Here is a 23,719-nt window from a genome sequence, read left to right as displayed (position 1 = left end):
CACCTCAGCCCACCTCCCCGAGCCCGACGGCGCGGCGGGCGCCCCCGTCGTCGTCGGCCTTCCGGGGGCGGTGCTCGCGCGCACCCAGGTCCAGGCGCCGCCCGCCGAGGGCGGCCGCGAAGTCCAGGTCGTGGGTCACGGACACGACGGCGGTGCCCTCGGCCATCAGCTCTCCCAGCAGCCGCACGAGCCGGGCCCAGGTGATCGCGTCCTGCCCGAAGGTCGGCTCGTCCAGGACCAGCACCCGCGGGCGGGCGGCCAGGGCCGTGCCCACGGACAGCCGGCGCTTCTCCCCGCCGGAGAGGGTGAAGGGGTTGGCCTCGGCCACCCGGTCCAGGCGCAGCCGCTCCAGCAGATCCTCGGCCCGGGCGCCCGGATCCTCGGCCCCGCTCAGCCGCGCCCCCAGCTCCAGCTCCTCGGCCACCGTGGCCTTGACGAACTGGTGCTCGGGCTCCTGGAACACGGTGCCGATGCGCCGGATCAGCTCCGGTGAGGACCAGCACATCGGGTCCCAGGACACCCCCGAATCCCCGCGCAGCCCCCCGGCGGCGACGACGAGCCCGGCGGCCGGCCACTGCAGACCGGCCAGGGTCAGGGCCAGGGTGGACTTCCCCGCGCCGTTGGGGCCCACCACGGCCAGGTGCTGCCCGGCGCGCAGCGTCAGGTCGATGCCGCGGGAGGCCACCGGGGCCGTCCGGGCCCACGGCTCCCGCTCGGCCGCCGCGGCCGGAGGCGCCTCGGTGGACGACGCCGCGGCGCGGCGTCGGGCCCGGGCCCAGCGCCGCTGCGGATGGGTCCGGGTCACCGCCAGATCCCGGGCCGCCAGCAGCCTCTCGCCTCCCGCGGGGGTTTCGGCATCGCCGGAGTCCCGCCCGGTGCTCCCGGCATCGGCGGTCCCCGCCTCCTCGGTCCCGGGCACGGCGGGCCTCGACCCACCTCCTGCGACGCCGTCGGCCTCCCCCGGACCCACCGGGACGTGCCCGGGCACCCACACCCCGGCGTCGATCAGCTCCCGACGGGCGGCGCCGAGGACCTTCTCGGGGGCGCCGTCGTGGCTGATGCCGCCGGCCGGGCGCAGCACGATCACCCGGTCCACGTGCGGGGCCCACACCCCCACGCGATGCTCCACCACGACCAGCGTGGAGCCGTACTCCCGCACGGCGCGCAGCACCGCGTCGCGCACCTCCTCCACCCCGGCCGGGTCCAGGTTGGCGGTGGGCTCATCCAGCAGCAGCAGACCCGGGCGCATCGCGAGGATCCCGGCCAGTCCCAGGCGCTGCTTCTGCCCGCCGGACAGCGCCGACGTCGGACGCTCCCAGTCCAGGTCCAGGCCCACCGCCGCCAGGGCCTCCTCGCAGCGGGGGCGGATCTCCTCGCGGGGCACCCCGAGGTTCTCCGGCCCGAAGGCGAGGTCCTGACCCACCCGGGAGAGCACGATCGAGGCCTCCGGGTCCTGCTGCATCAGCCCCACCCGGCCCCGAGCCCGGGCGGCGGGGAACCCGTCGATCAGGGCGGTGCCCAGCGCCGGGTCCTCCTCCTGGTCCAGCACCCCGGCCAGGGCGTGCAGGAGCGTGGACTTCCCGGCGCCGGAGGGCCCCAGCAGCAGCACCTTCTGCCCCGGCGGGATCTCCAGGGTGACGTCGCGGAAGGCCGGCTCGGACCGGTTGGGGTAGTGCCAGCCGAAGCCCTCGGTGGTGACGGCGGCCGCGCGAGACGCCATCGGTCGGGTCTGCATCGGGGTCAGGCCGGGCGACGTCGGGAAGCGGCGCGCCGGGCGTCCCGACCGGCGGCCACGGAGTCCAGGACGCCGGTGGCCACCAGCCCGCGGGTCAGCGCCCAGGCGCCGAGACCCGCGAGGACCAGCCCGGAGACGGCGCCGCACAGCACGTAGACCAGCTTGTAGTCCATGGTCCACTCGGGGTTGTAGATGATGTTCTCCATGACGGCCATGACCACCCCGGAGGCGAGACCGGAGAGCAGGGCCACCGGCAGGTCGAAGCGGCGGTAGGCGAACAGCAGGAACACCAGCTCCGCCCCGACGCCCTGGTACAGCCCCGACCAGATGACGGTCAGCCCGAAGCTGGAGCCCAGCAGGGCGGAGATGATCGCGGCGACCAGCTCGCAGTACAGGGCGGCCCCGGGCTTGCGGATGATCAGCCCGCCCAGGGGGCCGGCGATCAGCCAGGCGCCGCCGATCAGCCCGCCCAGCGGCGGGAACCCGGCGGTCGCGGCGCTGCTGGCCGGGTACACGGCGTTGTTCCAGACGAAGAAGATCAGCGAGCAGGCCGCGGCGATGACCGAGGCGATGACGATGTCCACGACCCGCCAGCTGCGGCGTCGGGTGCTCGTGGTGGTGTTCATGAGGGCTCCTCCTGGGGATGGCAGGAGGGGAGACGCCGCGACGTCGCCCGGCGAGGGGCCGGGATGGGCCGCGGGGTCCGAGAACTCGACTTCCTCCGGCGGTATGAACCGCGTCAGGTTCGAGGGTCTGCACCGGTGTGCACTCTCAGCCCCGGTCGGGGCTCCCCTGTCGTAGTGGACGTCCCCACCCTAGCGCAGCGGCGGTTCGGGAGCCTTCCGGTGTTTCGGGAGCCCTCCGAGTGCTCCCAAACCACCGGAAGGCTCCCGCATCGGGGCGCCCCCTCCCGCACCGGCGGGTGCGGCGGGGCCGAGCGGGCCGTAAGCTGAGGTGGATGCGCGGGAGATCACTCGACGACGCCGGGTGCCCGCGCCGGCGAACCACGAAAGCTAAGGAGCAGGAATGAGCAATCCCCTGATCAAGATCGGTTCCACGGTGGCCTCCCTCGGCGGGGTCGCCCTGGCCAACAAGGTGCTCAGCGCCGGGTGGCGGAAGGTCACCGGCAACGAGCCGCCCGAGGACAACGCGGATCCCGAGGAGTCGCTGCGCGACATCATCGTGTGGTCCCTGATCACCGGCCTGGTGGGCACCCTCATCAAGGTGGGCATCACCCGCGCGGCCAACAAGGCCGACCGGAAGGATCAGGTGCAGCGCGGCGGCCAGCGGGAGGTCTGAGCCGCACCGGCCCCGCCGACGCCGCGCGGGCGGGTCAGTCCGATCGACCGGTCCGCGCGGCGTCGGCGTCGGCGTCCGCGCCGGGTTCGCGCACCCCCGCATCATCCGCCCCGGTCTGCGGGGCGTTTCCGGCGTCCGCCCGCTGGGCGTCCTCCTCGGACATCCGCTGCACCAGGTCCGCCAGCTCGTTGTGGGACAGGGACTCGGGCCGGAAGTGCTTGTTGCGGAACCCGGAACGGCTCACCATGTGCGAGGACACGGGGATCACCACCAGCTGCAGCACCCACACGAACACCAGCAGGGGCACCAGCGCCCAGGAGCGCGCGGCCAGCCCCACCCCCAGCAGCAGCATGAACAGCCCGAAGACCTGGGGCTTGGCCCCGGCATGCAGACGGGTCAGCACGTCCGGGAAGCGCACGATGCCGATCCCCGCGCCCAGGGACATCAGGCACCCGATGATCAGGCAGATTCCGGCCGCGACGTCCATCCCGCTCATCGATCCACCCCCGGGTCCCCGGCCGTGGTCGGCACCTCGGAGGCCGGGGTCTCCTCCGCGGGCTTCTGGTTGTTGGCGAAGCGCGCCACCGTCACCGAGCCCAGGAAGCCCACCAGCGAGACGATGAGCACCAGGGTCATGTTCTCGTAGCTGCGCCGGTAGACCATGTCCACGGCCACCGCGGCCCCCACGATCGCCAGCAGCACATCCGAGGCCACCACCCGGTCCAGCAGGGTGGGACCCTTGGCCAGCCGGTAGATGGTGCACAGGGTCGCGGCCACCAGGATCACCCCGCACACGACGACGAAGCCCTCCATCACTGCCTCTCCTCCTCGCTGCCCGCGCCGGGCCCCGGCGACGACGCCGCGGCCTCCGGGCGCTGCACGGCCCGCTCCGGCCCGGTGTTCTCGAATCGGCGCACCCGGGTGCGTCCGCCGGTCCGCCCGCGGACCTCGGCCAGGTGCTCCCGGCTGCCCATCACCTCGACCACGAGCCGCTCCACCGCGAACACCCGGTCCCGGAAGCGGCGGACGTCCTCGTCGGTGGCGACGTCGATGGCGTGGAAGTAGATGGTCGCGCTGCGCCGGTCCACCTCCACCACCAGCGAACCGGGGATCAGGGAGACCACCTGGCCCACCGCGGTCATGATCAGGTCATCCGTGGAGCGCAAGCGCACCGAGACCACGGCGTTGCTCGGCTGCGGTCCCGGACGCACGGCCAGCCACAGCACCTGCACCGAGCCGAGGAAGACCCACCAGAGGAACTTCGCCAGGAACTCCAGGGCCCGCAGCGCGTTGAACCGGCCCGAGGAGCGCACCGGCGGCAGCTTGAACACGCGCACCACCAGCACCGCGAGCACCAGCCCGAAGACCAGGTTCCCGATGCCGTAGTCCTGCCACAGCGCGCCCCACAGCACCACCAGCCACAGGATCAGCACGACCTCGGTCAGGTGCGCCCCCGAGGGGCGGGTGGTGGGCAGGCGCCCGGTCGGCTCGTTCATCACCGGCCTCCTTCCGCCGCTTCGCCCAGCACGGCGCGGATGTAGGTCTGCTGGTCATCCAGGCTGTGGGCGGCCGCACCCGAGAAGTCGAAGATGGGCCCGGCGAACACCGTGAGAGCGACCCCCACGGCCACCAGGGCCGCCGTGGACCCGACCATGGTGCGCGGCAGGAGGGTCACGTCCTTCTCCGAGTAGGCCCCGGAGGCCGTCTGACCGGAGGTCAGCACCCCGTAGTCCCCGTCGCCGGTCCGGGCCAGCAGGATCGGGTCCGGGAACTCGGCGTCCTCCGGACGGCGCCAGAACACGCGGTTCCACACCCGGGCCAGGACCATCAGGGTCAGCAGGGAGACGAACACCCCGACGCCGGCCATCGTGTAGGCCTCCCAGCCGCCCTTCTGCACGCTCGCGTCGATCAGAGCGACCTTGCCGAGGAAGCCGGAGAACGGGGGGATGCCGCCCAGGTTCATCGCCGGGATGAAGTACAGCACCGCCAGGACCGGGGCGATCTTCGCCAGCCCGGCCAGGCGATCCATGTTGGCGGTGCCGCCGCGCCGCTCCAGCAGGCCCACGACCATGAACAGGCTGGTCTGGATGACGATGTGGTGGGCGACGTAGAACACCACCGCCATCAGCCCGGCCTCGGTGTCCAGGGCGATGCCCCAGATCATGTACCCGATGTGGCTGATGAGGATGAAGGACAGGGTGCGCTTGATGTCCGTCTGGGTCAGCGCACCCAGGATCCCGACCACGAGGGTGAGGATCGCGACCCAGGTCAGCAGGTCGCTGACCGGGTTGCCGGGGAACAGCAGCGTCTCCGTGCGGATGATCGCGTACACCCCGACCTTGGTCAGCAGACCCGCGAACACCGCGGTGACCGGGGCGGGGGCCGTCGGGTAGGAGTCCGGCAGCCACAGGGACAGCGGGAACACGGCGGCCTTGATCCCGAAGGCCACGAGCAGCAGGAGGTGCAGCTGGGTCTGGGTGCCCTCCGGCAGATCCGGGATCTTCGCGGCGACGTCGGCCATGTTCACGGTGCCCACCGCGGCGTAGACCATCCCGATGGCGATGAGGAACAGCATCGAGGAGACCACCGAGACCACCGTGTAGGTGACCCCGGCGCGGATGCGCGGGGCCGAGCCGGACATCGTCAGCAGCACGTAGCTGGCGGTCAGCAGGATCTCGAAGCCCACGTACAGGTTGAACAGGTCCCCGGCCAGGAACGCGTTGGAGACCCCGGCCAGCAGCACCAGGTAGGTGGGGTGGAAGACGGAGATCGGGGAGTCGTCGTCGCCGTCGGCCAGGCCCTGGCCGGTCGCGTAGACCAGCACCGCCAGGGACACGGTGGAGGAGACCACCAGCATCAGGGAGGCCAGCCGATCCACGACCAGCACGATCCCCAGCGGCGCGCCCCACCCGCCCAGGGAGACCGAGACCGGCCCGGAGGACCAGCTGGCCGCCAGCAGCCCGATCTCCAGGACCAGCACCGCGACGACGGCGGCCAGGGAGACCACCCGCTGCACGTTGGGGCGGCGGTAGAAGACGAAGTCCAAGCCGGCGGTCATCAGCGGCAGGATCACCGCCGCCGGGGCCAGATCGAAGATGGTCATCGGCGGCGCTCCTTCCGTGCTCGTCGTGCCTCATCGCGGGTTCCACCCGCGGCGGCCTGGCGCTCCTTGCGCCGTCGGTACTCGGCTTCGCGCTCCTCCTCGGAGCCCTCGAACTCGGAGGGCTCGATCGGGGCGGCGTCGTCGTCCTCCGGGTCGTAGTCGGACTGGGCGGCCACGCGCCGGTCCTCGGCGTCGTCCTGGATGTCGTCCTTGCGGGAGAGGACCCAGCTGCGGTAGATCATCCCGAGCATCAGCGCGGTGACGGCGAAGGAGATGACGATCGCGGTGAGGATCAGCGCCTGCGGCAGGGGGTCGGTGTAATCCGCCGGATCCGTGGTGCCGTCCCAGAAGGCGGCCCGGCCCGGCAGGCCTCCGGCGTGCAGGATGAAGATGTTGGTGGCGTTGGTGATCAGCATCAGCCCCAGCAGGACCTTGGTCAGGGCCTTCTCCAGGATCAGGTAGACCCCGACGGCGTAGAGCACGCCCATCACCAGCAGCAGCGCGGCGTCGATCATGCTCGGCCTCCTTCCCCGGCGACGGCGGCGGTGTCCGCGGTCGCCTCGCCGTCCTCGTCCACCGGGGTCGCGGTGACCGGGCCGGAGGGGGTGGCTGCGACGGTGGAGGAACGGCGCACCTGGATGCGCCGCGGCCCGCGGGCCCGACGCGCCGAGGCCTCCCGCTCCTGCTCGAGGTTCTCGTCGATCTTCCCGCCGAGGGAGCGCAGCACGTCCAGGATCAGCCCGACCACCACGAGGTACACCCCGATGTCGAAGATCAGGGCCGTGACCAGGTGGACCTCCCCGAACACGGGCAGGTGCAGGTGGAAGGCGTAGGAGGTGAACACGTCCCCGCCCCACAGCAGCGGGGACAGGGCGTAGGCTCCGGAGATCAGCAGGCCCGAACCCAGCAGCACCCCGGCGTTGACCGGGGAGGCCTCGGACAGCTCGTAGCGCCCGCCGGCCAGGTAGCGCAGGGCCAGGGCGAGCCCGGCCAGCAGCCCCCCGGCGAAGCCGCCGCCGGGCAGGTTGTGCCCGGCCAGCAGCAGATAGAGGGAGACGATGAGGATGCTGTGGAAAATCAGTCGGGTCACGACTTCCAGCATCAGCGAGCGGTTCTCCGGGGCCAGGGTCCGCCCGGCCACCAGGAACGGGTCCCGCTGCACGTCCATGAAGTCGTTGGCCACCTGTGCCCCGGGTGACAGGTCGGTGCGCCCGGCGTAGCGCCGGGTCACGGTGCGCAGCCCCTGGGTGTCCAGGCGCTTGCGGGCCCGGGAGAGGTCCTGGCGCCCGGCGATGAAGATCAGGGAGGCCACGCCCGTGGCCGCCAGGGCCAGCACGGAGGTCTCCCCGAAGGTGTCCCAGGCGCGCATGTCCACGAGGATCACGTTGACGACGTTCTTGCCGTGCCCGATCTCGTAGGCGGCCTGCGGCATCGCCAGGGAGATCGGGTCGGTGATCCGGGAGGACAGGGCGAAGGCGGCCAGCACCATCATGAACGCGCCGAAGCCGATGCTGATGGCCACCCGGGCGGCCCGATGGCGCACCCGAGCGCCCAAGCGGTTCCACAGCCCGGAGGGCAGCATGCGCAGCGCCAGGACGAAGGCGATCAGGGAGATCGTCTCCACGAGCATCTGGGTCAGGGCCAGGTCCGGGGCCCCGCGCAGGGCGAACAGCAGGGAGATGCCGTAGCCGGTGACGGAGACCATCAGGATCGCCAGGAAGCGCTTGCGGGCCCGCTGAGCGATCAGCGCCGCGGCGATCATGATGATCACGGTGGCCCACTGGGCCGGGGAATCGGTCCAGCGCAGCGGGTTCAGCGGCGGGGTGTCCACCAGGAACAGCCCCACCGTGGGCACCAGCACGGCGGTGACCATGATGACGGCCAGGTAGAAGCTCAGCGAACCCCGCTGGGTCGCACCCGTCACGCGCACCGCCGCCCAGTCGATCGCCCCGACGACGGCGCGGTACACGGCGTCGGCGGCGGGCCACTGCGGCAGGGCCAGCTGGAAGGACTGCACGGGCCGGCGCGCGGCGAACAGGCCGAGACCGGCCGCGATGATCAGGGCGGAGACCCCCAGTGCCGGGGTGAGTCCGTGCCACAGGGCCAGGTGCAGGTGGCCGTGGCCGAACTGCTCGGTGTAGGCGTGCACCGCGGCGGAGACCGGCTCCGGCCACAGCCCCAGGCCCAGGCACAGCACCGCGAGCACGGCCGGGGCGACGGCGAAGGCCGGGGAGATGCGGTGGAAGCCGGTGGGACGCACCGCGCCGTCCTCGTCCCGCACCTCGGCCAGCACGTCCGAGGGCCGCTTGTCCGCGAAGGCGCCCCACAGGAAGCGGGCGGTGTACGCGAGGGTCAGCACCGAGCCGACGGCGATGCCCAGCAGGACCAGCCAGCCGACCCCGGCGCCGAGCCCGGCCACCTCCCCGTGGGAGGCGTCCAGCCCGACCTCCACCACGGCCTCCTTGGCGACGAAGCCCAGCAGCGGCGGGATGCCCGCCATCGAGGCGGAGGCCACCACGGCCATCGCGAACAGCCACGGGGCCCGGTGCCGGATCCCGGACAGGCGCCGGATGTCCCGGGTGCCGGCCTGGTGGTCGATGACCCCGGTGAGCAGGAACAGGGTGGACTTGAACAGGGAGTGGGCCACCATCATCGCCAGCCCCGCGTACAGCGAGTCCGGGGTGCCCAGGCCCACGACGGCGGCGAGGAACCCCAGCTGGCTGATGGTCCCGTAGGCGAGGATCAGCTTGAGGTCGTGCTGCTTCAGCGCCGCGTAGCCGCCGAACAGCATGGTGAACAGCCCCAGCCCGAGCACCATGGGCAGCCACGGCTGCACGGGGGCGAGCACGGGGGCCAGGCGGGCGATGAGGTAGATGCCGGCCTTGACCATGGCCGCGGCATGCAGGAAGGCGCTGACCGGCGTCGGGGCGGCCATGGCGCCGGGCAGCCAGAAGTGCAGCGGGAACAGCGCGGACTTGGACCCGGCCCCCACCAGCACCAGCACGACGACCGCGGCCAGATAGCCCGGGTCCGCACCGACCAGCCAGGTGGGCGCGGTGTCCACGATCTGCGAGATCAGGTAGGTCCCGGCGAGGTTGCCGAGCATGACCAGGCCGATGAACATCGCCAGCCCGCCCGCCGTCGTCACGATCAGCGCCTGCAGGGCCGCCCGTCGCGCGGACTGGCGGGCGTTGGAGTACCCGATCAGCAGGTAGGACAGGACGCTGGTGACCTCCCAGAACACGAACATGACCATGAGGTCATCCGCGGTGACCAGGCCGAACATGACCCCGGCGAAGGCCACCAGTTCCGCCGCGAAGCGCCCGGAGTGCTGGTTGGTGTGGCGGAAGTACTGGGCGCAGTAGAACAGGACCAGGGCGCCGACGCCGAGGACCATCGCGGAGAGGATCCAGGACAGCGCGTCCATGCGGAAGGTCAGGGAGATCCCCAGGGACGGGATCCAGGGCAGGGAGGTGCTCAGCTGCTCGCCGCGGCCCAGCACGGCCGGGGCCAGGGTGCACAGCCAGACGAAGCAGACGGCGGGGACGAGGGACAGGACGTAGAAGCAGGTGCGACCCCAGCGCCGGAAGAAGAACGGGCAGACCAGGGCGGCGATCCCGTGGGCGAGGATCACGGCGGTCAAACGGGTGAACTCCTTAACATGGCCCGGGGAGCAGGTCCTCCCCAGGATACCAAAAGCCCGCAACCCGCCCGGGGGCCGCCGAACGCCGATCCCCGGAGCGGTGCACCGCCCGGGCTGTACCCTGTAGGCATGATCACACCCCGCCGCCGTCCGACGCTGGCCTGGGCCCTCTGGGACGCCGGTTCGGCGAGCTTCAACGCCGTGATGACCACCTTCGTCTTCTCCGTGTATCTGACCAGCGCCTCCTTCGGCGACGAGGCGCACACCTCCCGGGTGCTCTCCACCGGGCTGGCCATCGCGGGGCTGGTCGTCGCCCTCAGCGCCCCGGTCGTGGGGCAGCGGGCGGATCGGGCCGGGTCCCGACGTCGGGCGCTGGGGCTGAACACCGCCCTGGTGGCGGTGTGCGTGGCCGCGTGCTTCTTCGTGCGCCCGGAGCCGGCCTACCTGTACCTGGGGGTGGGGCTGCTGGGGCTGGCGAACATCTTCAGCGAGATCGCCACGGTGCACTACAACGCCCTGCTGCCGGTGATCTCCACCCCGAAGACGGTGGGGCGGGTCAGCGGGATCGGGTGGTCCTTCGGCTACTTCGGCGGGATCCTGGCGCTGCTGATCGTGCTGCTGGGGTTCATCTCCCCCGGCCTGTTGGGCCTGCCGGAGGAGGAGGCGCTGAACCTGCGCGGCGTCGCGGTGTTCTCCGCGGTGTGGCTGGCAGCACTCTCCCTGCCGATCCTGGTGCGCTTCCCCGAGACCGCGGTGGAGGACCTCGCCCCGCAGGCCGCGCGCGAGTCCATCCGGGACTCCTACCGGCGCCTCGGCAGGACCCTCCTGCGGCTGCTGCGCGAGGAGCCGGCGACGCTGCGCTTCCTCATCGCCTCGGCGATGTTCCGGGACGGGCTGGCCGGGATCTTCACCTTCGGCGGGGTGCTGGCCGCCGGGACCTTCGGCTTCTCGACCAACCAGGTCATCGTCTTCGCGATCGCCGGCAACCTGGTGGCCGGGGCCGGGGCGCTGCTGGGCGGGCGCCTGGACGATCTGCTGGGACCCAAGCGCGTCATCGTGATCTCGCTGGTCTGTCTGATCGCCGCGGCCAGCCCCCTGCTGCTCCTGCGCGGGCAGGCGGCGTTCTGGGTGTGCGGGCTGATCCTGTGCGGCTTCGTCGGGCCGGCCCAGTCCGCGGCGCGCACCTACCTCTCCCGGATCACGACGCCGGGGAAGGAGGGCGAGTACTTCGGGCTGTACTCGACCACCGGACGGGCGATGAGCTTCCTCGCCCCGGCCCTGTTCTCCCTGTTCGTGGCGATCACGGGGCAGCAGATCTGGGGGGTGGCCGGGATCATCCTGGTGCTCGCCGCGGGGCTGATCCTCGCCCTGACCCTGCCGCGGGTCGGCGGTGCCCAGCAGCCGGCCGCGGAGGCCGACGCCGACGGCCTGCGGGTGCGCGAGGGCTGAGCCCCCGCGGGGGCCCGGGCTCAGCTCGCAGGGCGGGCCTCACCGCTCTGATCGGCATCGGCCTGCCCGGTGTCGTCCTGGGCGGGGTCGAGCTGCTCCGCCTCGGCCAGCTGGTCCCGGATCTGGGCCACGAACTCGCGGATCGCCTCGTAGCCGCCGACCGGTCCCCCGGCCAGGGCGCCGTCGGCCCCCACCAGCACAGCCGTGGGCGTGCCGGCCATGCCCAGCAGCTCGTAGGCGAAGCCGCCGACGTCGTACAGCGCCTCCTCGTGCAGGGATGCGTCCGTCTGGGCCTCCAGGGACTCCTGCGGGGCCTGGGTCATCAGGTGCAGCGTGACCGGGCCCAGGTTCCCCCGCCACTGCACGGCGTCGGCCATGGTGATGGTGCACGAGCCGCACCCCGGGGAGACCAGCAGCAGCAGCCGTGCCCCCTGCGAGGCGAGGCTGCGCAGAGAGATCAGCTCGCCGGAGGCATCGCGCAGCAGCATGCCCGGGGTCGGGCGGCGCACGTAGTCCTCGGCCTCCTGATCGGCGCTCGCCTCACCCGGGGCGCCCGCGGGGCGCGGCGCGCCGAGGGTCCCCGCGCCCGCCGCGGGGTCGACGGCGGCGGGGGCGGCCGCACCACGCGGCATGCTCAGCCACAGGGTCAGCGCGCCCAGCGCCCCGCCGAGCAGCCACAGGGCATCCGCCCCGCGCAGGGCCGCGATCAGCCCGGGGCCCGAGGTGACGAAGGAGCAGGCGACCCAGCCCAGGGCCACCAGGGCCAGGACGGTGTTGCGGGCCAGGGTCCACCCGCTGACCGGCTCCGCGCTGGCCTCCCCGAAGCAACCGCAGCTGACCGGCTCCTCGAAGGACAGGGCCCGGCGGATCAGCACCCAGTAGGCCAGGAACAGCAGGGCCGCAGCGATGGCGGCCACCGGGGCCAGCGCCCCGGGGGCGGCGAGCAGGGCCGCGGCCAGAACCAGCTCCCCCCACGGCAGGAGAGCGCGCAGCCAGGCCCGGTCCAGGGCGGCGGGCACACGCAGGTCCCGGAAGCCCGCGGCGACGGTCTGCGGGGCGCGCAGCTTGGCGATCCCACTGAGCACCAGGACGACGGCGAGGATCAGGGGCAGGGCCAGAGCGGCGGTGATCATGGGGCGGGTTCCTCTTCGACGGGACGGGGTGCTTCTGCGGATGGCCGGGGGCCTGCGGCCGGGGCGGTGCTGACTGGGGCGGCAGTGTTGGTCACCGCGGGGTCGGCGCTCTGCCCGGGGTCCCGGAGGAGTCCCTCCTCGGCCAGCGTGGCCAGGATGTCCTCCACCGCCCCGTCGGGGGCCGGGCCGTGGCGGCGCTCCAGTGCGCCGCGCAGGTCGGTCGCGGTGCGCCCGGGGCCCTCCAGCAGCAGCCAGGCGTCGGCCGCGGCTCGGGTGAGCACGTAGCTGTGCCCGGGGCGCAGCACGAGGGCCGCCTGCTCGGTGTCGATCCCGTGGGTCTCGGGGGCCCGGCGCCATCGACCCTCCCGCCCGGATCGGGGCGCCCCCTCCTCCTCGGCGATGCGGGTCCAGGGCTCGCGGACCGCGGTGGCCTCAGGGTCCCGGGCGAGGCCCCGCAACACCGGGTCCAGGGTCGCGGCCTCCCGGTACAGGACCCGACGCACCCCGCCGGTGTCCTGCACGAGCCGGGCCAGCTGGACCACGCCGTCGGGCATCCGCTCCAGCCCGGAGGACTGCTCGGCCAGGGCCTGCAGCCCCTCGGCCAGCGGCAGGGGCTCGATGCGCGGCACCGGGCCGCTCGGGTCCTCCTCCTGGCCGAGCCGATGCAGCAGGACGAGTCCGCCCAGCGGCGCACCCCGGCGGCGCACGGCCAGCCCCATTCCGCCGACGGCGCGCTGGACCTTGGGGCGCCCGGCCTCCTCGATCACGGACAGCGGCTTGGGATAGGGGGCCACCGCCCGATCCGCGGGGTCGATCACCGCGGTCTCATCCGAGAGGTAGCCCCACCCGGCCCGGGCCAGCGCCAGGGAGGCGGTGGTCTTGCCGCGCCCGGAGGGGCCGACCAGCACCAGGGCCGACGACGGCCCCTCCCCGACGGCGTCCTCGGGGGGCGTGAGGGCCGCGGCGTGCAGCAGGTGGACCCGCCCCACCAGCAGCCCCAGCAGGGTGGTGGTGACCAGGGTCGTGAAGGACTGCTCCGCGCCGGGCCAGGTGGACTCCGGGCCGACCACGAGGCGGGCGGGTTCGGGGGCGTCGGCGCCCTCCGGGCGGGAGGGGGCGGGCTCGGCATCGGCGGCTGCAGCGGATGCGGGATCGGCGGGCGGGAGGTCCGGGCCGACCAGCCGGAGCACGGCATCGGCGCCCGGGGACTCGGTCCCCGCCGGTTCGGCGTCGTCGGACACCGCGTCATCGGGCTCCAGGCAGTCCGCCCAGGACACACGCAGCCGCTCGAGGAACGCCTCCGGCACGCCCGGCTCGGCCCACACCTGCACGCGCCGACCCATGGCGCGCAGGGTGAACACGCGCGGCGGGGTCATGCCCGCGGACTCGGCTCGGAGGATTCCGGGATGCGGGTGCGGTGGAAGTTCAGGTAGCCGCGGGAGGCGGTGGGCCCGCGCTGACCCTGGTAGCGGTTGCCGTACTCGCCGGTGCCGTAGGGGTGCTCGGTGGGAGAGCTCAGTCGGAAGAAGCACAGCTGCCCGACCTTGGAGCCCGGCCACAGCATGATCGGCAGGGTTGCCATGTTGGACAGCTCGAGGGTCACGTGACCGGAGAACCCGGGGTCGATGAAGCCCGCGGTGGAGTGGGTGAGCAGCCCGAGCCGGCCCAGGGAGGACTTGCCCTCCAGGCGGGCGGCGACGTCGTCGGGCAGGGTGACCTTCTCGTAGGTCGCCCCGAGCACGAACTCCCCCGGATGCAGGATGAACGGCTCGTCGGCCCGGGTCTGCACCAGCCGAGTCAGCTCGGACTGGTCCTGGGACGGGTCGATGTGGGGGTACTTGTGGTTGTCGAACAGCCGGAAGAAGCGGTCCAGGCGCACGTCGATGCTCGCGGGCTGGAGCATGGCGGGATCGTAGGGGTCCAGGCCGATGCGGCCCTCGTCGATCTCCCGGCGGATGTCACGGTCCGATATCAGCACGGTTCCACTGTAGAGCACGGGCGCCGGCGCGCCGCGGGTGCGGTTTGTGCCGCCTCCGGATCGTGGGGTAGAGTCATGGGGTGCCGGAACGGCGCATGCGGCTGTAGCTCAATGGTAGAGCGCACGCTTCCCAAGCCTGATACGCGGGTTCGATTCCCGTCAGCCGCTCCATCGTCTCGACGACGTCGAGACCGCACGAAGATGCCGAGACCGCACCCGCCGGGTGCGGTCTCGGCTTTTCTGTGCGGTCTCGCGGGGCGCCGGCCCTCAGAGGAGGCTCGTGCGCGATCCGGCGTCGCGGGCCGGATCCTGCGGGCGACGCAGCAGGGCCACCAGGAAGTCCGAGTCCGGGGTGAGCGGCTCCAGATCCCACGTGCCCAGCAGGGTCGCCGGCTCCAGACCGACGGCGCGGGCGTCGTCGAGGAACTCCCCGAAGCCGTAGCCGCGCCCCGCGCCGAAGCCGACCGCCGCCCGGGCCCCCGGCTTCAGGGCGGCGGCGAATCCGGCCAGCACGTCCCGCCGGGTCGAGGGCGCCAGGAAGGTCATCACGTTGCCCGCGCACACGATCCCGTCGAAGGACCCGAGGTAACCCGCGGGCAGGACCGCGCCGAGCTGCGCCAGGTCCCCGACCAGCCACTGAGCCCCGGGATGATCCGCCCGCGCCTGCTCGACCAGCACCGGGTCCACATCCACCCCGACCACGCGGTGCCCGAGCGCCAGCAGCTGCCCGCCAACCCGGCCGGGCCCGGCGCCGGCGTCGAGCACGAGAGCCGCGCGCGGCAGCAGGGCGTCCATGGTCCGGGCCTCCCCGGCCAGGTCCGCGCCCGCGGCGCGCATGGCCTCGAAGCGCTGGATGTACCACCGGGAGTGCTCGGGATTCCGCTGGACCTGCTGCTCCCACAGAGACGGTTCACGCATGGGGCCAGTCTAGGAGCCCGCCGCCGGGGCCCGCGTCGGGCGGCGCCCCTCGGGCAGGGCCTGCGGGGATCAGACGAGGCGCTGGGCGTGCAGCAGCTCCGGCCAGAAGGCCAGCAGCAGCACGAGCACCAGGATGAGCACCCCGAGCACGGTCAGCACCGTGGAGCGGAACCGAGGGTGGCGCTCGGCGAAGGTGATCAGGTGCGGGTGGGCGGCGTCGATCTGCTCGACGTCGGCCAGCTCGTACACCTCGGTGCTGGGGGTCAGCTTCCCCGACAGCCCCCGCAGGGTCTTCGCATCCCAGATCCGCCCATCGAAGCGCATCAGCCGGCGTCCCTGCGCGTCCGTGAACCACAGGGCCGGGACCCCGCGGGACCGCAGCCGGGCGAAGGGCCCGCGGGCGGCATCCGCGCCCGCCGGACGCAGCCGGGCGACGAACACCGTGCCCGCGATCCGCTCCCGGGGCACCGCCGTCCATCCGATCAGCCGGGCTTTGAGCAGGTGCGTCTCGGTCAGGGCCGCGGTGGCCGGGCGCAGCACCGAGTAGCAGGCGGCCGCCGACCCCGCGATCAGCAGCACCGCGATCACGGTGATGGTCGCCGCCGGACGCTTGTACGCCAGGTAGGCCAGCAGGAGCGCCGCCAGCAGGAGGTTGGGGGCCACGGCCAGCAGCCTGCGCCCGTAGGAGCCGATGCGCGGGTGGAAGCCCTGCACGAGCTTCCCGTACCGCTCGGGGATGTCCCGGGTGTTCTCCGCCATCGGGAGGCCCTCAGTTCACGCCGCGCAGGTCCAGGACCATCTCCGCCTCGTCCGCCGGATCCCCGGTGACGACGACGGGGATGCCCCAGTCCTGCTGGTACAGGTGGCAGGCCGCGTGGTCCGGGATCTCGCCGCCGGGCTCGCCGTCGCAGGCGGCCGCCCGCGCCGTCACGTGCAGCACGGCCTCGGTGATCTCCGGGTTCAGCCGCAGCGTGCGCTCCAGGCCCTGGGCGGCCCCGGCGCCGTCGAGGAGGAACTCCGGCGGGGTCGCGGAGACCTTCAGCTGGGTGGGATCCCCCCACCGGTCATCCAGCTTCTGCCCCGTGGGGGCGGTGAAGCGCGAGCGCAGGGTCAGCGTGCCCCCGGCGATCTGGGAGACCGCGCGCTGGCTTCGCGCCGCGCCCTCGTCCACCCGCTGGGCCTCGGCGGGGATCGGCAGGCGGGTGATGCGGTGGGCGTTGGTCTCCACGACCAGCAGCAGCGGCTCCTGGTCCTGCCCGCGCTGCTCCAGCAGCACGTCGGAGGGCTCGGCCAGGCCCCGGGCCAGGGTGCTCAGCTGCCCCGAGGCCGGGTCCCAGCGGCGCACCGCCCCGTTGTAGGTGTCGGCCACGGCCACCGAGCCGTCCGGCAGCACCGCGACCCCCAGGCAGTGCTGCAGGCGCGCGGTCGCGGCGTCGCCGTCGCGGAAGCCGAAGTCGAACAGGCCCTCGCCCACCGCGGACTCCGCGCGGACCTGCTCGCCGGCGTCGAAGCGCAGGCGGCGCAGGGCGGAGGTCTCCGAATCCGCCAGCCACACGGTGCCGTCGGCGGCCGCGGCCAGGCCGGAGGTCTGGGCGAACCAGGCCTCGTGGGCGGGCCCGTCCAGCAGGCCCTCGGCTCCCGTGCCGGCGAAGACCTGCACGGAGCCGGTGACGGGGTCGAAGGAGAAGATCTGGTGGGTTCCGGCCATCGCCACGAGCACCAGCCCGGCCGCCTCGGACCAGAGCACATCCCACGGGGAGGACAGGGACACGCCCAGCGGATCGGCTGCGGGGTCGATGCGGTTCGGGTCCCCGGTGCGCGCGCCCTCGGCGTCGAGCAGGCGCTGCACGCCGCTGCCGGCGACGGTGCTGACCGCGCCGTCGGCCAGCCGGATCCCGCGCAGCCGGTGGTTCACGGAATCCGCCACGAGCACGTCGTACCCGGCGGCCTCGCGGATGGCCGGCGGCAGCACGGCCAGGCCCTGCGGCTCGTCGAAGCGGGCGTCCCCCGGGCCGCCGTCGGCGTGGCCCTTCTCCGGCCCGCCCCAGGAGCGCAGCACGGTCTCCAGGGTGTCGTCCAGCTCGACGACGCGGTGCCGGCCCGTGTCCGTGACCAGCCAGGTGGGGCCCTGCGCGTCCGGGGCGGCCAGCTCGGGGGGCAGGGCCGTGATCTTGCCGGGGAAGGAGAGCACGCCCTCCTGCGGCGGGCGCGGGACGTAGGGCCCGTCCCCGCGGTGCAGGGTGCCCTTGGCCTCGTGCGCGGCGGCCAGCTCCTCGACGAGGGAGACCAGCCCCTGCACGTGGCCCTCCCCGGACAGGTGCGCGACGACGTATCCCTCCGGGTCCACGACCACCAGGGTCGGCCAGGCCCGAGCGGTGTAGGCCTGCCAGGTGCCCAGCTCGGGGTCGTCCAGGACGGGGTGGCGCACGTCGTAGCGGTCCACGGCCGCGGCCAGCGCGTCGGGGTCCGCCTCGTGCTCGAACTTGGGCGAGTGCACACCCACGGTCACCAGGACGTCCGCGTAGCGCTCCTCCAGCTCGCGCAGCTCGTCCAGCACGTGCAGGCAGTTGATGCAGCAGAAGGACCAGAAGTCCAGGATCACGATCTTCCCGCGCAGCTCCTGCAGGCTCAGGTCTCGGCCTCCGGTGTTCAGCCAGCCGCGGCCGGTCAGCTCGGAGGCGCGCACGCGCGGTTCGCGGTCTGCCATGGGGTGCTCCTGGGGTGATCGGGGATCTCTTCGTCGAGGGTAGCAACGTCGGATGGGCCGCGGCTCTTCCCACCGCGGTCCCGACGTCGGGGCGCTGCGCTTGCCCCGCGGGCCCCGGTGGCCGAAGATCGAGGAAGCGATGCCCATCCACCGCCGCGGCCGCGGCGAGAGCCCAGGAGGCCTTCCGTGTTCGCCGATCATCAGGACTCCCTGGCCGGTTTCGACCTCTCCTCCGTGCCGGGGCAGCTGCTGGCGCCCCTGCTGGCCCGCGAGCGCGCCGCCCGGCGCTGGCCTGGGACCCTCGAGGATCCCACCGGCCAGCTGCTGCTGCGGCGCCTGCGCGGCCTGCGCCGGCGCGCCCCGCACCCGGGTCCGTCTCCGGCGGCCCCCCGGGGCGGCGAACCGGACGCGGGTCAGAGGGCGGATCCGGGTGCCGATCCGAAGACGCAGAAGAAGGGCGCCGAACCGGAGGCCCCGCTGCCCGGCCAGGGGCTGCTGTCCACCGGGCCCACCGCGGAGTTCGCGGACCTGTGCTGCCTGGCCCGCACCCGCAGCCTGGATGCGCAGGTCCAGCGGTTCGTGGCCGAGCACCCGCGGGGCGCGATCATCGAGCTGAAGGCCGGGCTGTCCACGGCCCTGTGGCGGGTCGCCCCGCAGCAGGCGCACTGGTGCGCGGTGGACCGGCGCGAGGTGATCGCCCTGCGCCAGCGGCTGCTGCCCACGCACCTGCGGGTGCACGGGGTGCCCTCCGCGGTGACGGATCCCGCCTGGCCGAAGGAGGTCGCCGAGACCCTGGGGCTGCGCCCCGGAGATCCGGTGCTGATCCTGGCCCCGGGGGCCTTCGCGGGCCTGAGCCGGGAGCAGCTGCGCCCGCTGATGCGGGACCTGGCCGCGCGCTTCCCCGGCGTCGAGGTGCTCACCGACGCCGCCACCCGCCGCGGGGCCCGCCAGGCCGGGACCCTGCTCGGCCCCGCCGACGGCGCCCCGCTGCCCGCGGCCCACCTGCCGGCGGAGGCGGCCTCCTGGGAGGCCGACGCCAGGGTCCTCGACTCCGAGCCCCTGTTGCGCGAGGGGCCGCTGCCGGCCGGGCTGTCCGGGGCCACCCGGGCCCGGGCGCGCCTGCTGCGTCTGACGGGGGTAGTGCGCCTGGTGCGCCTGCGGCTGGGCGACCCGGACTGAGCCGGGCCGGCGACGCCAGCCTCAACGGCGGCCCGCTCGACGTCGGGGCCTGCTCAGCGACGGCGCCCGGCGGACTCGTCCTCGTTCAGCCGCTCGAACATCGCGTTGTAGGCGCGCAGCTCGGCGTCGTCGTCCCGCTCGGCCTGCCGGTCGATGCGCCGGGCCTCCCGGTCCCCGGCCCGGGACCACTGGATCGCCAGGATCACGGCGAGCACCATCGTCGGGATCTCCCCCAGCGCCCACATGAACGCCCCGCCGTACTGCTGGTCCTCGATGGCGCTGCGGCCCCAGGCCCGGCCGAGGTTGCCGTACCAGGAGGCCTGCAGCAGCACGGTCGTGGACATGATCGCGATGCCGACGAAGGCGTGGTAGCCCAGGGTCGCGACCAGCATGATGATGCGGATCGGGTAGTCCGGGCGACGCGGGATGGGATCCACCCCGATGAGCACCAGGCAGAAGATGTACCCGGTGACCAGGAAGTGCACCATCATGAACTCGTGGCCCACGTGGTAGCGCAGGGTGACCCCGAACAGCGGGGTGAAGTAGAACAGCACGATGGACCCCGCGAAGTTCACCGCCGCGAAGATCGGGTGGGTGATGACCTTGGACCACCCGGAGTGCACCAGGCGCAGGATCCACTCGCGCGGCCCGCGGGTGCCGTCTTGACGCGGTTCCAGGGCCTGCAGCAGCAGGGTCACGGGCGCCCCCAGGACCAGGAAGATCGGGATGATCATGGTCAGGGACATGTGCTCCATCATGTGCACCGAGAACAGCACCCGGGAGTACACGGCGAAGGCCCCCGACGTCGCGTAGGTGACCAGGGTCAGGCCCACCAGCCACGAGGCCAGGCGCAGCACCGGCCACCTCCGGCCCTGGCGGCGCACCCGCACGAAGGCCCACACGTAGGCCCAGGCCAGCATCGCGACGACGAAGACCCAGAACCAGTCGAAGCGCCACGTGCCCAGCCAGGTGCCGATCCCGTGCGGCTGCGGCGGCATCTCGTACCAGGTGATGATCCGGGCCGGGGAGGCGGTGGGCGGCAGCTCCTCGCTGACCGGCGGGGCGGTGCGCGAGAGGGTCACGGCCAGCCCCGCGGCCCCGGCCATGATGATCAGCTCCGCGGCGATCACCTGCCAGATCCCCCGGAAGGCGCTCAGCCGCCCGTCCTCCACCCGCGGGATCAGCCACAGCCGATGCGCGGCACCGGCCAGCCCCAGCAGCGCCGTCAGGCACGCCTTGGCCACGATCAGCAGCCCGTAGGAGGTGCCCAGATCGGAGAAGCCGTGCAGGCGCACCGCGGCGTTGAGCACCCCGGAGATCGCCACGAGCAGGAAGCCCAGCAGCGCGACGGCGGAGTAGCGGCGCAGCACGGCCACGGCCATGGGCACCCGGCGGGAGGCCGCCGTCGCCTTCCCGCGCACCCGCTCGGGGACCGTGCCGGTGCCGGCGTCGGGCCCGGTGAGGTCCCGGGAGAGATAGGCCAGCACCAGCAGACCGCCGAACCACAGGACGACGCCGAACAGGTGCAGCCCCAGCGAGTTGACCGCGCCCATGTGGTCGTCCCCGCCGGAGGAGTGCCCGCTCAGGGCCATCGCGACGATCGCGATGAAGGAGAAGGCGAGGGTCAGGAACAGGCCCAGCAGCTGGCGCACCGCGAAGACGAGGGTCGTGGTCACCGCGCCCACGATCACCACGGCGGCCTGCTCCTGGCCGGTGCCGATGCCCTGGATGTAGCCGAGCAGCTGGCTGGTGAAGGCGGCGTCGGCGGAGATCCGCGTCCCGGAGATGTCCGCGTAGGCCAGGACCAGCACGGTAAGCCCCGCGATCGTCCAGGTCAGAGCCGAGACCGCCGCGAGATTCAGGACCGCGGCGAAGGGCCCGTACTCCGTTGAGTCCTCCTCCTGGGCGGCGGGGCGGGTCCGGGTACGCCCGCCGGCCGGGCCCCGGGCATCGCGGGCGAACCGCGGGATGAACGCGACGGCGAACAGCAGCGCGCCCATCGTGGCGGCCATGGACAGGTTCAGCACGGCCTCCGCCACCGGCAGCGCCCAGCGCACGAAGGCCCCCGGGTCCTTCAGGGCGGTGCCGGCCGCGGAGCCGCTGAGCACCAGGGAGACGACGAGGAAGACCAGCATGGCCGCGGGCACCGCCAGCAGCCACGGCCGGTGCAGCCCGCGCGCGATCCCCGTGGGCAGGGGATCCGGCGTGGGGGCAGCGGGTGCGGTGGCTGGGGGCATGGGGTCCTCGGTTCGACGGTCAGGGGGCGGGGGGTGCGGCGGTGTCCGGGAGCGGATCAGGAGAACAGGGTCTCGCCGACGAATCCATTGTCCTCGCACCCGGGAGGGATCGCGAAGACCGCGGAGCCGATGGGCACGGTCCAGGTGTTCAGCCGGTCCAGCTCGGCCAGGCGCCGCTGGATGGGCACGAACTGCCGGACCGGGTCCGCCTGGTAGGCGGCGAAGATCAGCCCGGTGCGGCTCACCCCGCCGTCGGTGTGCCCCGCCCCGGAGAAGCCGGAGCCCTCCGCGACCGGCAGGTCGTAGTTGTACGGGCGGCGCAGGATCCGCTCCAGCGGGGTGGTCGCGGTGGCCCGGCGCAGGTGGGCGTCCCGAGCGATGACGGGGAAGCCGTGGGGCCCGGTCGCGGAGAGGTCCGCGGGGGTGTGCTCGGTGCCCCCGGTCAGGGGCGCGCCGTCGGCCAGGGTGCGCCCGACGGCGTCCTCCCGACCCGGGGTGTCCACCTCGTCCCAGGTGTCCAGGTTCATGTGGATCCGGCGAATCACCACGGAGGTGCCGTCCGGGGTCCACGGGGTGAGCCCCTCGGCCCGGCCCCACACCACGTCCTCCACGGAGCCGTCCTCGGTGCTGGGGTTCACGGTCCCGTCCACCTGCCCGAAGAGGTTGCGGGTGGTCTGGGAGGCCCGCACGGACCCGGCGGCGTTGCGGAAGCCCTGCTGGGTCCAGGCCAGGGTGCCGAAGCCGCGCACGTCCTTGAGCAGCACCCGATGCGCGTGGGCCAGGGTGACCCGGTCCTCGCAGCCGATCTGCAGCAGCAGATCCGCGGCACCCCACTCCTCCTGCAGCCGGTCGATCTGCGGGAAGGCGGGCAGGGGCCGCAGCCACGAGGGCTTGGCGTGCGGTGCCACGAGGTCGAAGATCCGCTCGCCGAAGCCCACCGTCACGGTGAGGTTCGCCGGGATCTCGGCCAGCTCCCGCTCCTGGTCGGTGACCGGGGCCTGCCCCTGGGTGAGCTGGGCGGCGTCGGCGGTGAGCACCCGCAGCAGCCGCCGCACCCCCTCCCGGTCCACCTGCCGGTGCAGGCGGATCCCCAGGAACGCGGCGTGGGCCTGCGGCGGGGTGTCCACACCGGCCTGGCGCCTGCCGTGGAAGCCGATGCGCGCGGTGGCCAGCGGGGTGCCAGGCACGGGGGCGGCGGCATCGCGCGGGTCCGCCGAGGCGGCGGGGGACGGCTCCTGCGCACTGCGACGCAGCAGCTCGACCCCCACCGCCCCGGCGGCCCCGGCCGTGGCCGTGGCGCCGCCGATCAGGGCGGTGCGGCGGGTCAGGCGGATCCCCGGACGCGGGGGCTGCTGGGGTCCGCCGGTCGCACCGTCTGCTCTCCTGGTGGCGGACATCGCAGCTACCCCGAGCAGCGCGGCAGCGCGGAGGCGGCGCCGTCGGAAGGCTCCCCGGAGTTCATGCCGTGCCCGGCATGTCCGTCGTGCTCTCCGTGGCCCTCGTGCTCACCGTGATTCGCGTCGGCCGAGGCCTCGGCGGTCGGGTCGTAGTGCTCCTGCGCGCCGGCGTAGTCCCGGATCGGGGCGCTGACGCGCAGCTGGCCGTCGCCCTCGGTGCGCAGCACCAGCTGCGTCTCATCTCCGGCCAGCAGGGCGCAGCGCAGGTCCATGAGCATCACGTGGTTCCCACCCGGGGAGAGCTCGAGGGACTGGCCGGGCTCGATGGTGAAGCCGTCCTCCTTCTCCCGCATGGTGCTGGACCCGCCGGCCTCCTGCGCGGTCTCGTGCAGCTGCACGGACCCGGCCGCAGGGGACTCGGCCCCGACGATCCGCACGGTGTGATCCGTGTGGTTGACCACGTGCCCGAAGGCCGAGGTCATCCCGGAATCCCCGGCCTTGACCCACACGTCCTCGGCCGTGAGCGCCCCGGCCGCCGACGCCGAGGCGGAGGCCGTGGGATCCGCGCTCGAGGCGGTCTCCCCTCCCCCGCCGCAGGCGCTCAACCCCAGACCGAGCAGACCGGTCAGGGTGAGGACCGCGCCGGTGCGCAGCGGGCGGGGGGGGGGGGGGGGCCCCCCCCCCCCCGGGCGGGGCGCCCCCCGGCGCGGGGGGCGGGGGGCCGGGCGGGGGCGCCGGGCGGGCGGGGGGGCGGGGGGGGGGGGGGGGGGGGGGGGGGGGGGGGGGGGGGGGGGGCCGGGATCATCCTGGTGCGCGCCGCGGGGCTGATCCTCGCCCTGCCCCTGCCGCGGGGCGGCGGTGCCCCGCCGCCGGCCGCGGAGGCCGACGCCGACGGCCTGCGGGTGCGCGAGGGCTGAGCCCCCGCGGGGGCCCGGGCTCAG

General features: G+C 73.7%; 20 protein-coding genes, 1 tRNA gene and 1 riboswitch. Of the genes, 4 read left to right on the top strand and 17 right to left on the bottom strand.

Translation table 11 applies throughout. The annotated features are described in order from the left end of the window. Positions 1-4: 4 nt before the first annotated feature. Entirely contained in the window at positions 5-1,720 is a 1,716-nt protein-coding gene (locus NQ707_RS06265) for an ABC transporter ATP-binding protein (protein ID WP_061225329.1), read from the bottom strand. Positions 1,721-1,740: 20 nt separating this feature from the next. Further along, on the bottom strand, positions 1,741-2,361 hold the full coding sequence (locus tag NQ707_RS06260; RefSeq protein WP_058731216.1) for an ECF transporter S component: 621 nt from the start codon (positions 2,359-2,361) through the stop codon (positions 1,741-1,743). A gap of 73 nt (positions 2,362-2,434) precedes the next feature. Beyond that, positions 2,435-2,539: riboswitch (TPP riboswitch) on the bottom strand. Positions 2,540-2,761: 222 nt separating this feature from the next. On the opposite strand from NQ707_RS06260, the gene NQ707_RS06255 reads away from it, so the two are divergent. Further along, positions 2,762-3,034 (top strand): DUF4235 domain-containing protein, encoded by a 273-nt coding sequence (locus NQ707_RS06255; RefSeq protein ID WP_058731217.1) that lies wholly within the window; start codon positions 2,762-2,764, stop codon positions 3,032-3,034. Between the two features lie 34 nt (positions 3,035-3,068). Here the strand turns inward: NQ707_RS06255 and mnhG are convergent, their stop codons facing one another. From mnhG to NQ707_RS06225, 6 genes are read right to left on the bottom strand one after another with little or no spacing between them, the layout of a single operon-like run. Next, a complete protein-coding gene (mnhG, locus tag NQ707_RS06250; RefSeq protein ID WP_081046370.1) occupies positions 3,069-3,530 on the bottom strand; it encodes a monovalent cation/H(+) antiporter subunit G in 462 nt (153 codons plus the stop codon). Further along, positions 3,527-3,847, bottom strand: a complete 321-nt coding sequence (locus NQ707_RS06245) for a monovalent cation/H+ antiporter complex subunit F (RefSeq protein WP_099049717.1) — start codon at positions 3,845-3,847, stop codon at positions 3,527-3,529. The genes mnhG and NQ707_RS06245 overlap by 4 nt, the downstream gene beginning before the upstream one ends. Further along, positions 3,847-4,530, bottom strand: coding sequence for a Na+/H+ antiporter subunit E (locus NQ707_RS06240; protein ID WP_196825914.1), 684 nt, complete (start codon positions 4,528-4,530; stop codon positions 3,847-3,849). Before NQ707_RS06240 ends, NQ707_RS06245 begins: the two co-directional genes overlap by 1 nt. Beyond that, positions 4,530-6,137: a Na+/H+ antiporter subunit D gene (locus NQ707_RS06235; protein ID WP_058731219.1), complete on the bottom strand. Its 1,608-nt coding sequence runs from the start codon at positions 6,135-6,137 to the stop codon at positions 4,530-4,532. The genes NQ707_RS06240 and NQ707_RS06235 overlap by 1 nt, the downstream gene beginning before the upstream one ends. Further along, on the bottom strand, positions 6,134-6,652 hold the full coding sequence (locus NQ707_RS06230) for a Na(+)/H(+) antiporter subunit C (protein WP_058731220.1): 519 nt from the start codon (positions 6,650-6,652) through the stop codon (positions 6,134-6,136). Before NQ707_RS06230 ends, NQ707_RS06235 begins: the two co-directional genes overlap by 4 nt. Continuing rightward, positions 6,649-9,780, bottom strand: a complete 3,132-nt coding sequence (locus NQ707_RS06225; protein WP_404435113.1) for a Na+/H+ antiporter subunit A — start codon at positions 9,778-9,780, stop codon at positions 6,649-6,651. The genes NQ707_RS06230 and NQ707_RS06225 overlap by 4 nt, the downstream gene beginning before the upstream one ends. Positions 9,781-9,798: 18 nt before the next feature. Between NQ707_RS06225 and NQ707_RS06220 the strand changes: the two genes are divergently transcribed. Further along, positions 9,799-11,229, top strand: a complete 1,431-nt coding sequence (locus NQ707_RS06220; RefSeq protein ID WP_404435111.1) for an MFS transporter — start codon at positions 9,799-9,801, stop codon at positions 11,227-11,229. Between the two features lie 20 nt (positions 11,230-11,249). On the opposite strand, the gene NQ707_RS06215 is transcribed toward NQ707_RS06220, so the two are convergent. Genes NQ707_RS06215 through dcd form a run of 3 tightly spaced genes read right to left on the bottom strand, consistent with a single transcriptional unit; the run spans position 11,250 to position 14,340 of the window. Beyond that, complete coding sequence (locus tag NQ707_RS06215) at positions 11,250-12,362, bottom strand: TlpA family protein disulfide reductase (protein WP_404435110.1); 1,113 nt, start codon at positions 12,360-12,362, stop codon at positions 11,250-11,252. Next, a complete protein-coding gene (locus tag NQ707_RS06210; protein ID WP_404435108.1) occupies positions 12,359-13,738 on the bottom strand; it encodes a hypothetical protein in 1,380 nt (459 codons plus the stop codon). Before NQ707_RS06210 ends, NQ707_RS06215 begins: the two co-directional genes overlap by 4 nt. Beyond that, the gene (gene dcd / locus NQ707_RS06205; protein WP_061225326.1) at positions 13,735-14,340 is read right to left on the bottom strand and encodes a dCTP deaminase; all 606 of its coding nucleotides are present in this window, start codon (positions 14,338-14,340) and stop codon (positions 13,735-13,737) included. The genes NQ707_RS06210 and dcd overlap by 4 nt, the downstream gene beginning before the upstream one ends. 97 nt (positions 14,341-14,437) lie before the next feature. Here dcd and NQ707_RS06200 point away from each other — a divergent pair. Next, positions 14,438-14,511, top strand: a tRNA-Gly gene (locus tag NQ707_RS06200). A gap of 96 nt (positions 14,512-14,607) precedes the next feature. Here the strand turns inward: NQ707_RS06200 and NQ707_RS06195 are convergent. The 3 genes from NQ707_RS06195 to NQ707_RS06185 all read right to left on the bottom strand — a co-directional run bounded on the left by NQ707_RS06195 (position 14,608) and on the right by NQ707_RS06185 (position 17,965). Continuing rightward, the gene (locus NQ707_RS06195) at positions 14,608-15,258 is read right to left on the bottom strand and encodes a class I SAM-dependent methyltransferase (RefSeq protein ID WP_061225325.1); all 651 of its coding nucleotides are present in this window, start codon (positions 15,256-15,258) and stop codon (positions 14,608-14,610) included. Between the two features lie 69 nt (positions 15,259-15,327). Beyond that, positions 15,328-16,017: a hypothetical protein gene (locus tag NQ707_RS06190; RefSeq protein WP_058730837.1), complete on the bottom strand. Its 690-nt coding sequence runs from the start codon at positions 16,015-16,017 to the stop codon at positions 15,328-15,330. Between the two features lie 10 nt (positions 16,018-16,027). Beyond that, the gene (locus NQ707_RS06185) at positions 16,028-17,965 is read right to left on the bottom strand and encodes an NHL domain-containing thioredoxin family protein (RefSeq protein WP_196826060.1); all 1,938 of its coding nucleotides are present in this window, start codon (positions 17,963-17,965) and stop codon (positions 16,028-16,030) included. A gap of 186 nt (positions 17,966-18,151) precedes the next feature. Here NQ707_RS06185 and NQ707_RS06180 point away from each other — a divergent pair, with 186 nt between their 5' ends. Then, a complete protein-coding gene (locus NQ707_RS06180) occupies positions 18,152-19,144 on the top strand; it encodes a hypothetical protein (protein ID WP_061225323.1) in 993 nt (330 codons plus the stop codon). A 53-nt stretch (positions 19,145-19,197) separates the two neighbouring features. On the opposite strand, the gene NQ707_RS06175 is transcribed toward NQ707_RS06180, so the two are convergent. Genes NQ707_RS06175 through NQ707_RS06165 form a run of 3 tightly spaced genes read right to left on the bottom strand, consistent with a single transcriptional unit; the run spans position 19,198 to position 23,383 of the window. Next, the gene (locus NQ707_RS06175) at positions 19,198-21,381 is read right to left on the bottom strand and encodes a cytochrome c oxidase assembly protein (RefSeq protein WP_404435104.1); all 2,184 of its coding nucleotides are present in this window, start codon (positions 21,379-21,381) and stop codon (positions 19,198-19,200) included. Positions 21,382-21,437: 56 nt separating this feature from the next. Then, positions 21,438-22,778 (bottom strand): Dyp-type peroxidase, encoded by a 1,341-nt coding sequence (locus NQ707_RS06170; RefSeq protein WP_404435102.1) that lies wholly within the window; start codon positions 22,776-22,778, stop codon positions 21,438-21,440. A 5-nt stretch (positions 22,779-22,783) separates the two neighbouring features. Continuing rightward, the gene (locus NQ707_RS06165; protein WP_269208941.1) at positions 22,784-23,383 is read right to left on the bottom strand and encodes a copper chaperone PCu(A)C; all 600 of its coding nucleotides are present in this window, start codon (positions 23,381-23,383) and stop codon (positions 22,784-22,786) included. Positions 23,384-23,719 lie beyond the last annotated feature (336 nt).

The sequence above is a fragment of the Rothia sp. BD8 genome (assembly GCF_044878465.1).
Lineage (GTDB): Bacteria > Actinomycetota > Actinomycetes > Actinomycetales > Micrococcaceae > Rothia > Rothia kristinae.
Note: the sequence above shows the minus strand (reverse complement) of the source record. Positions and strands in the feature narration are given on the sequence as shown.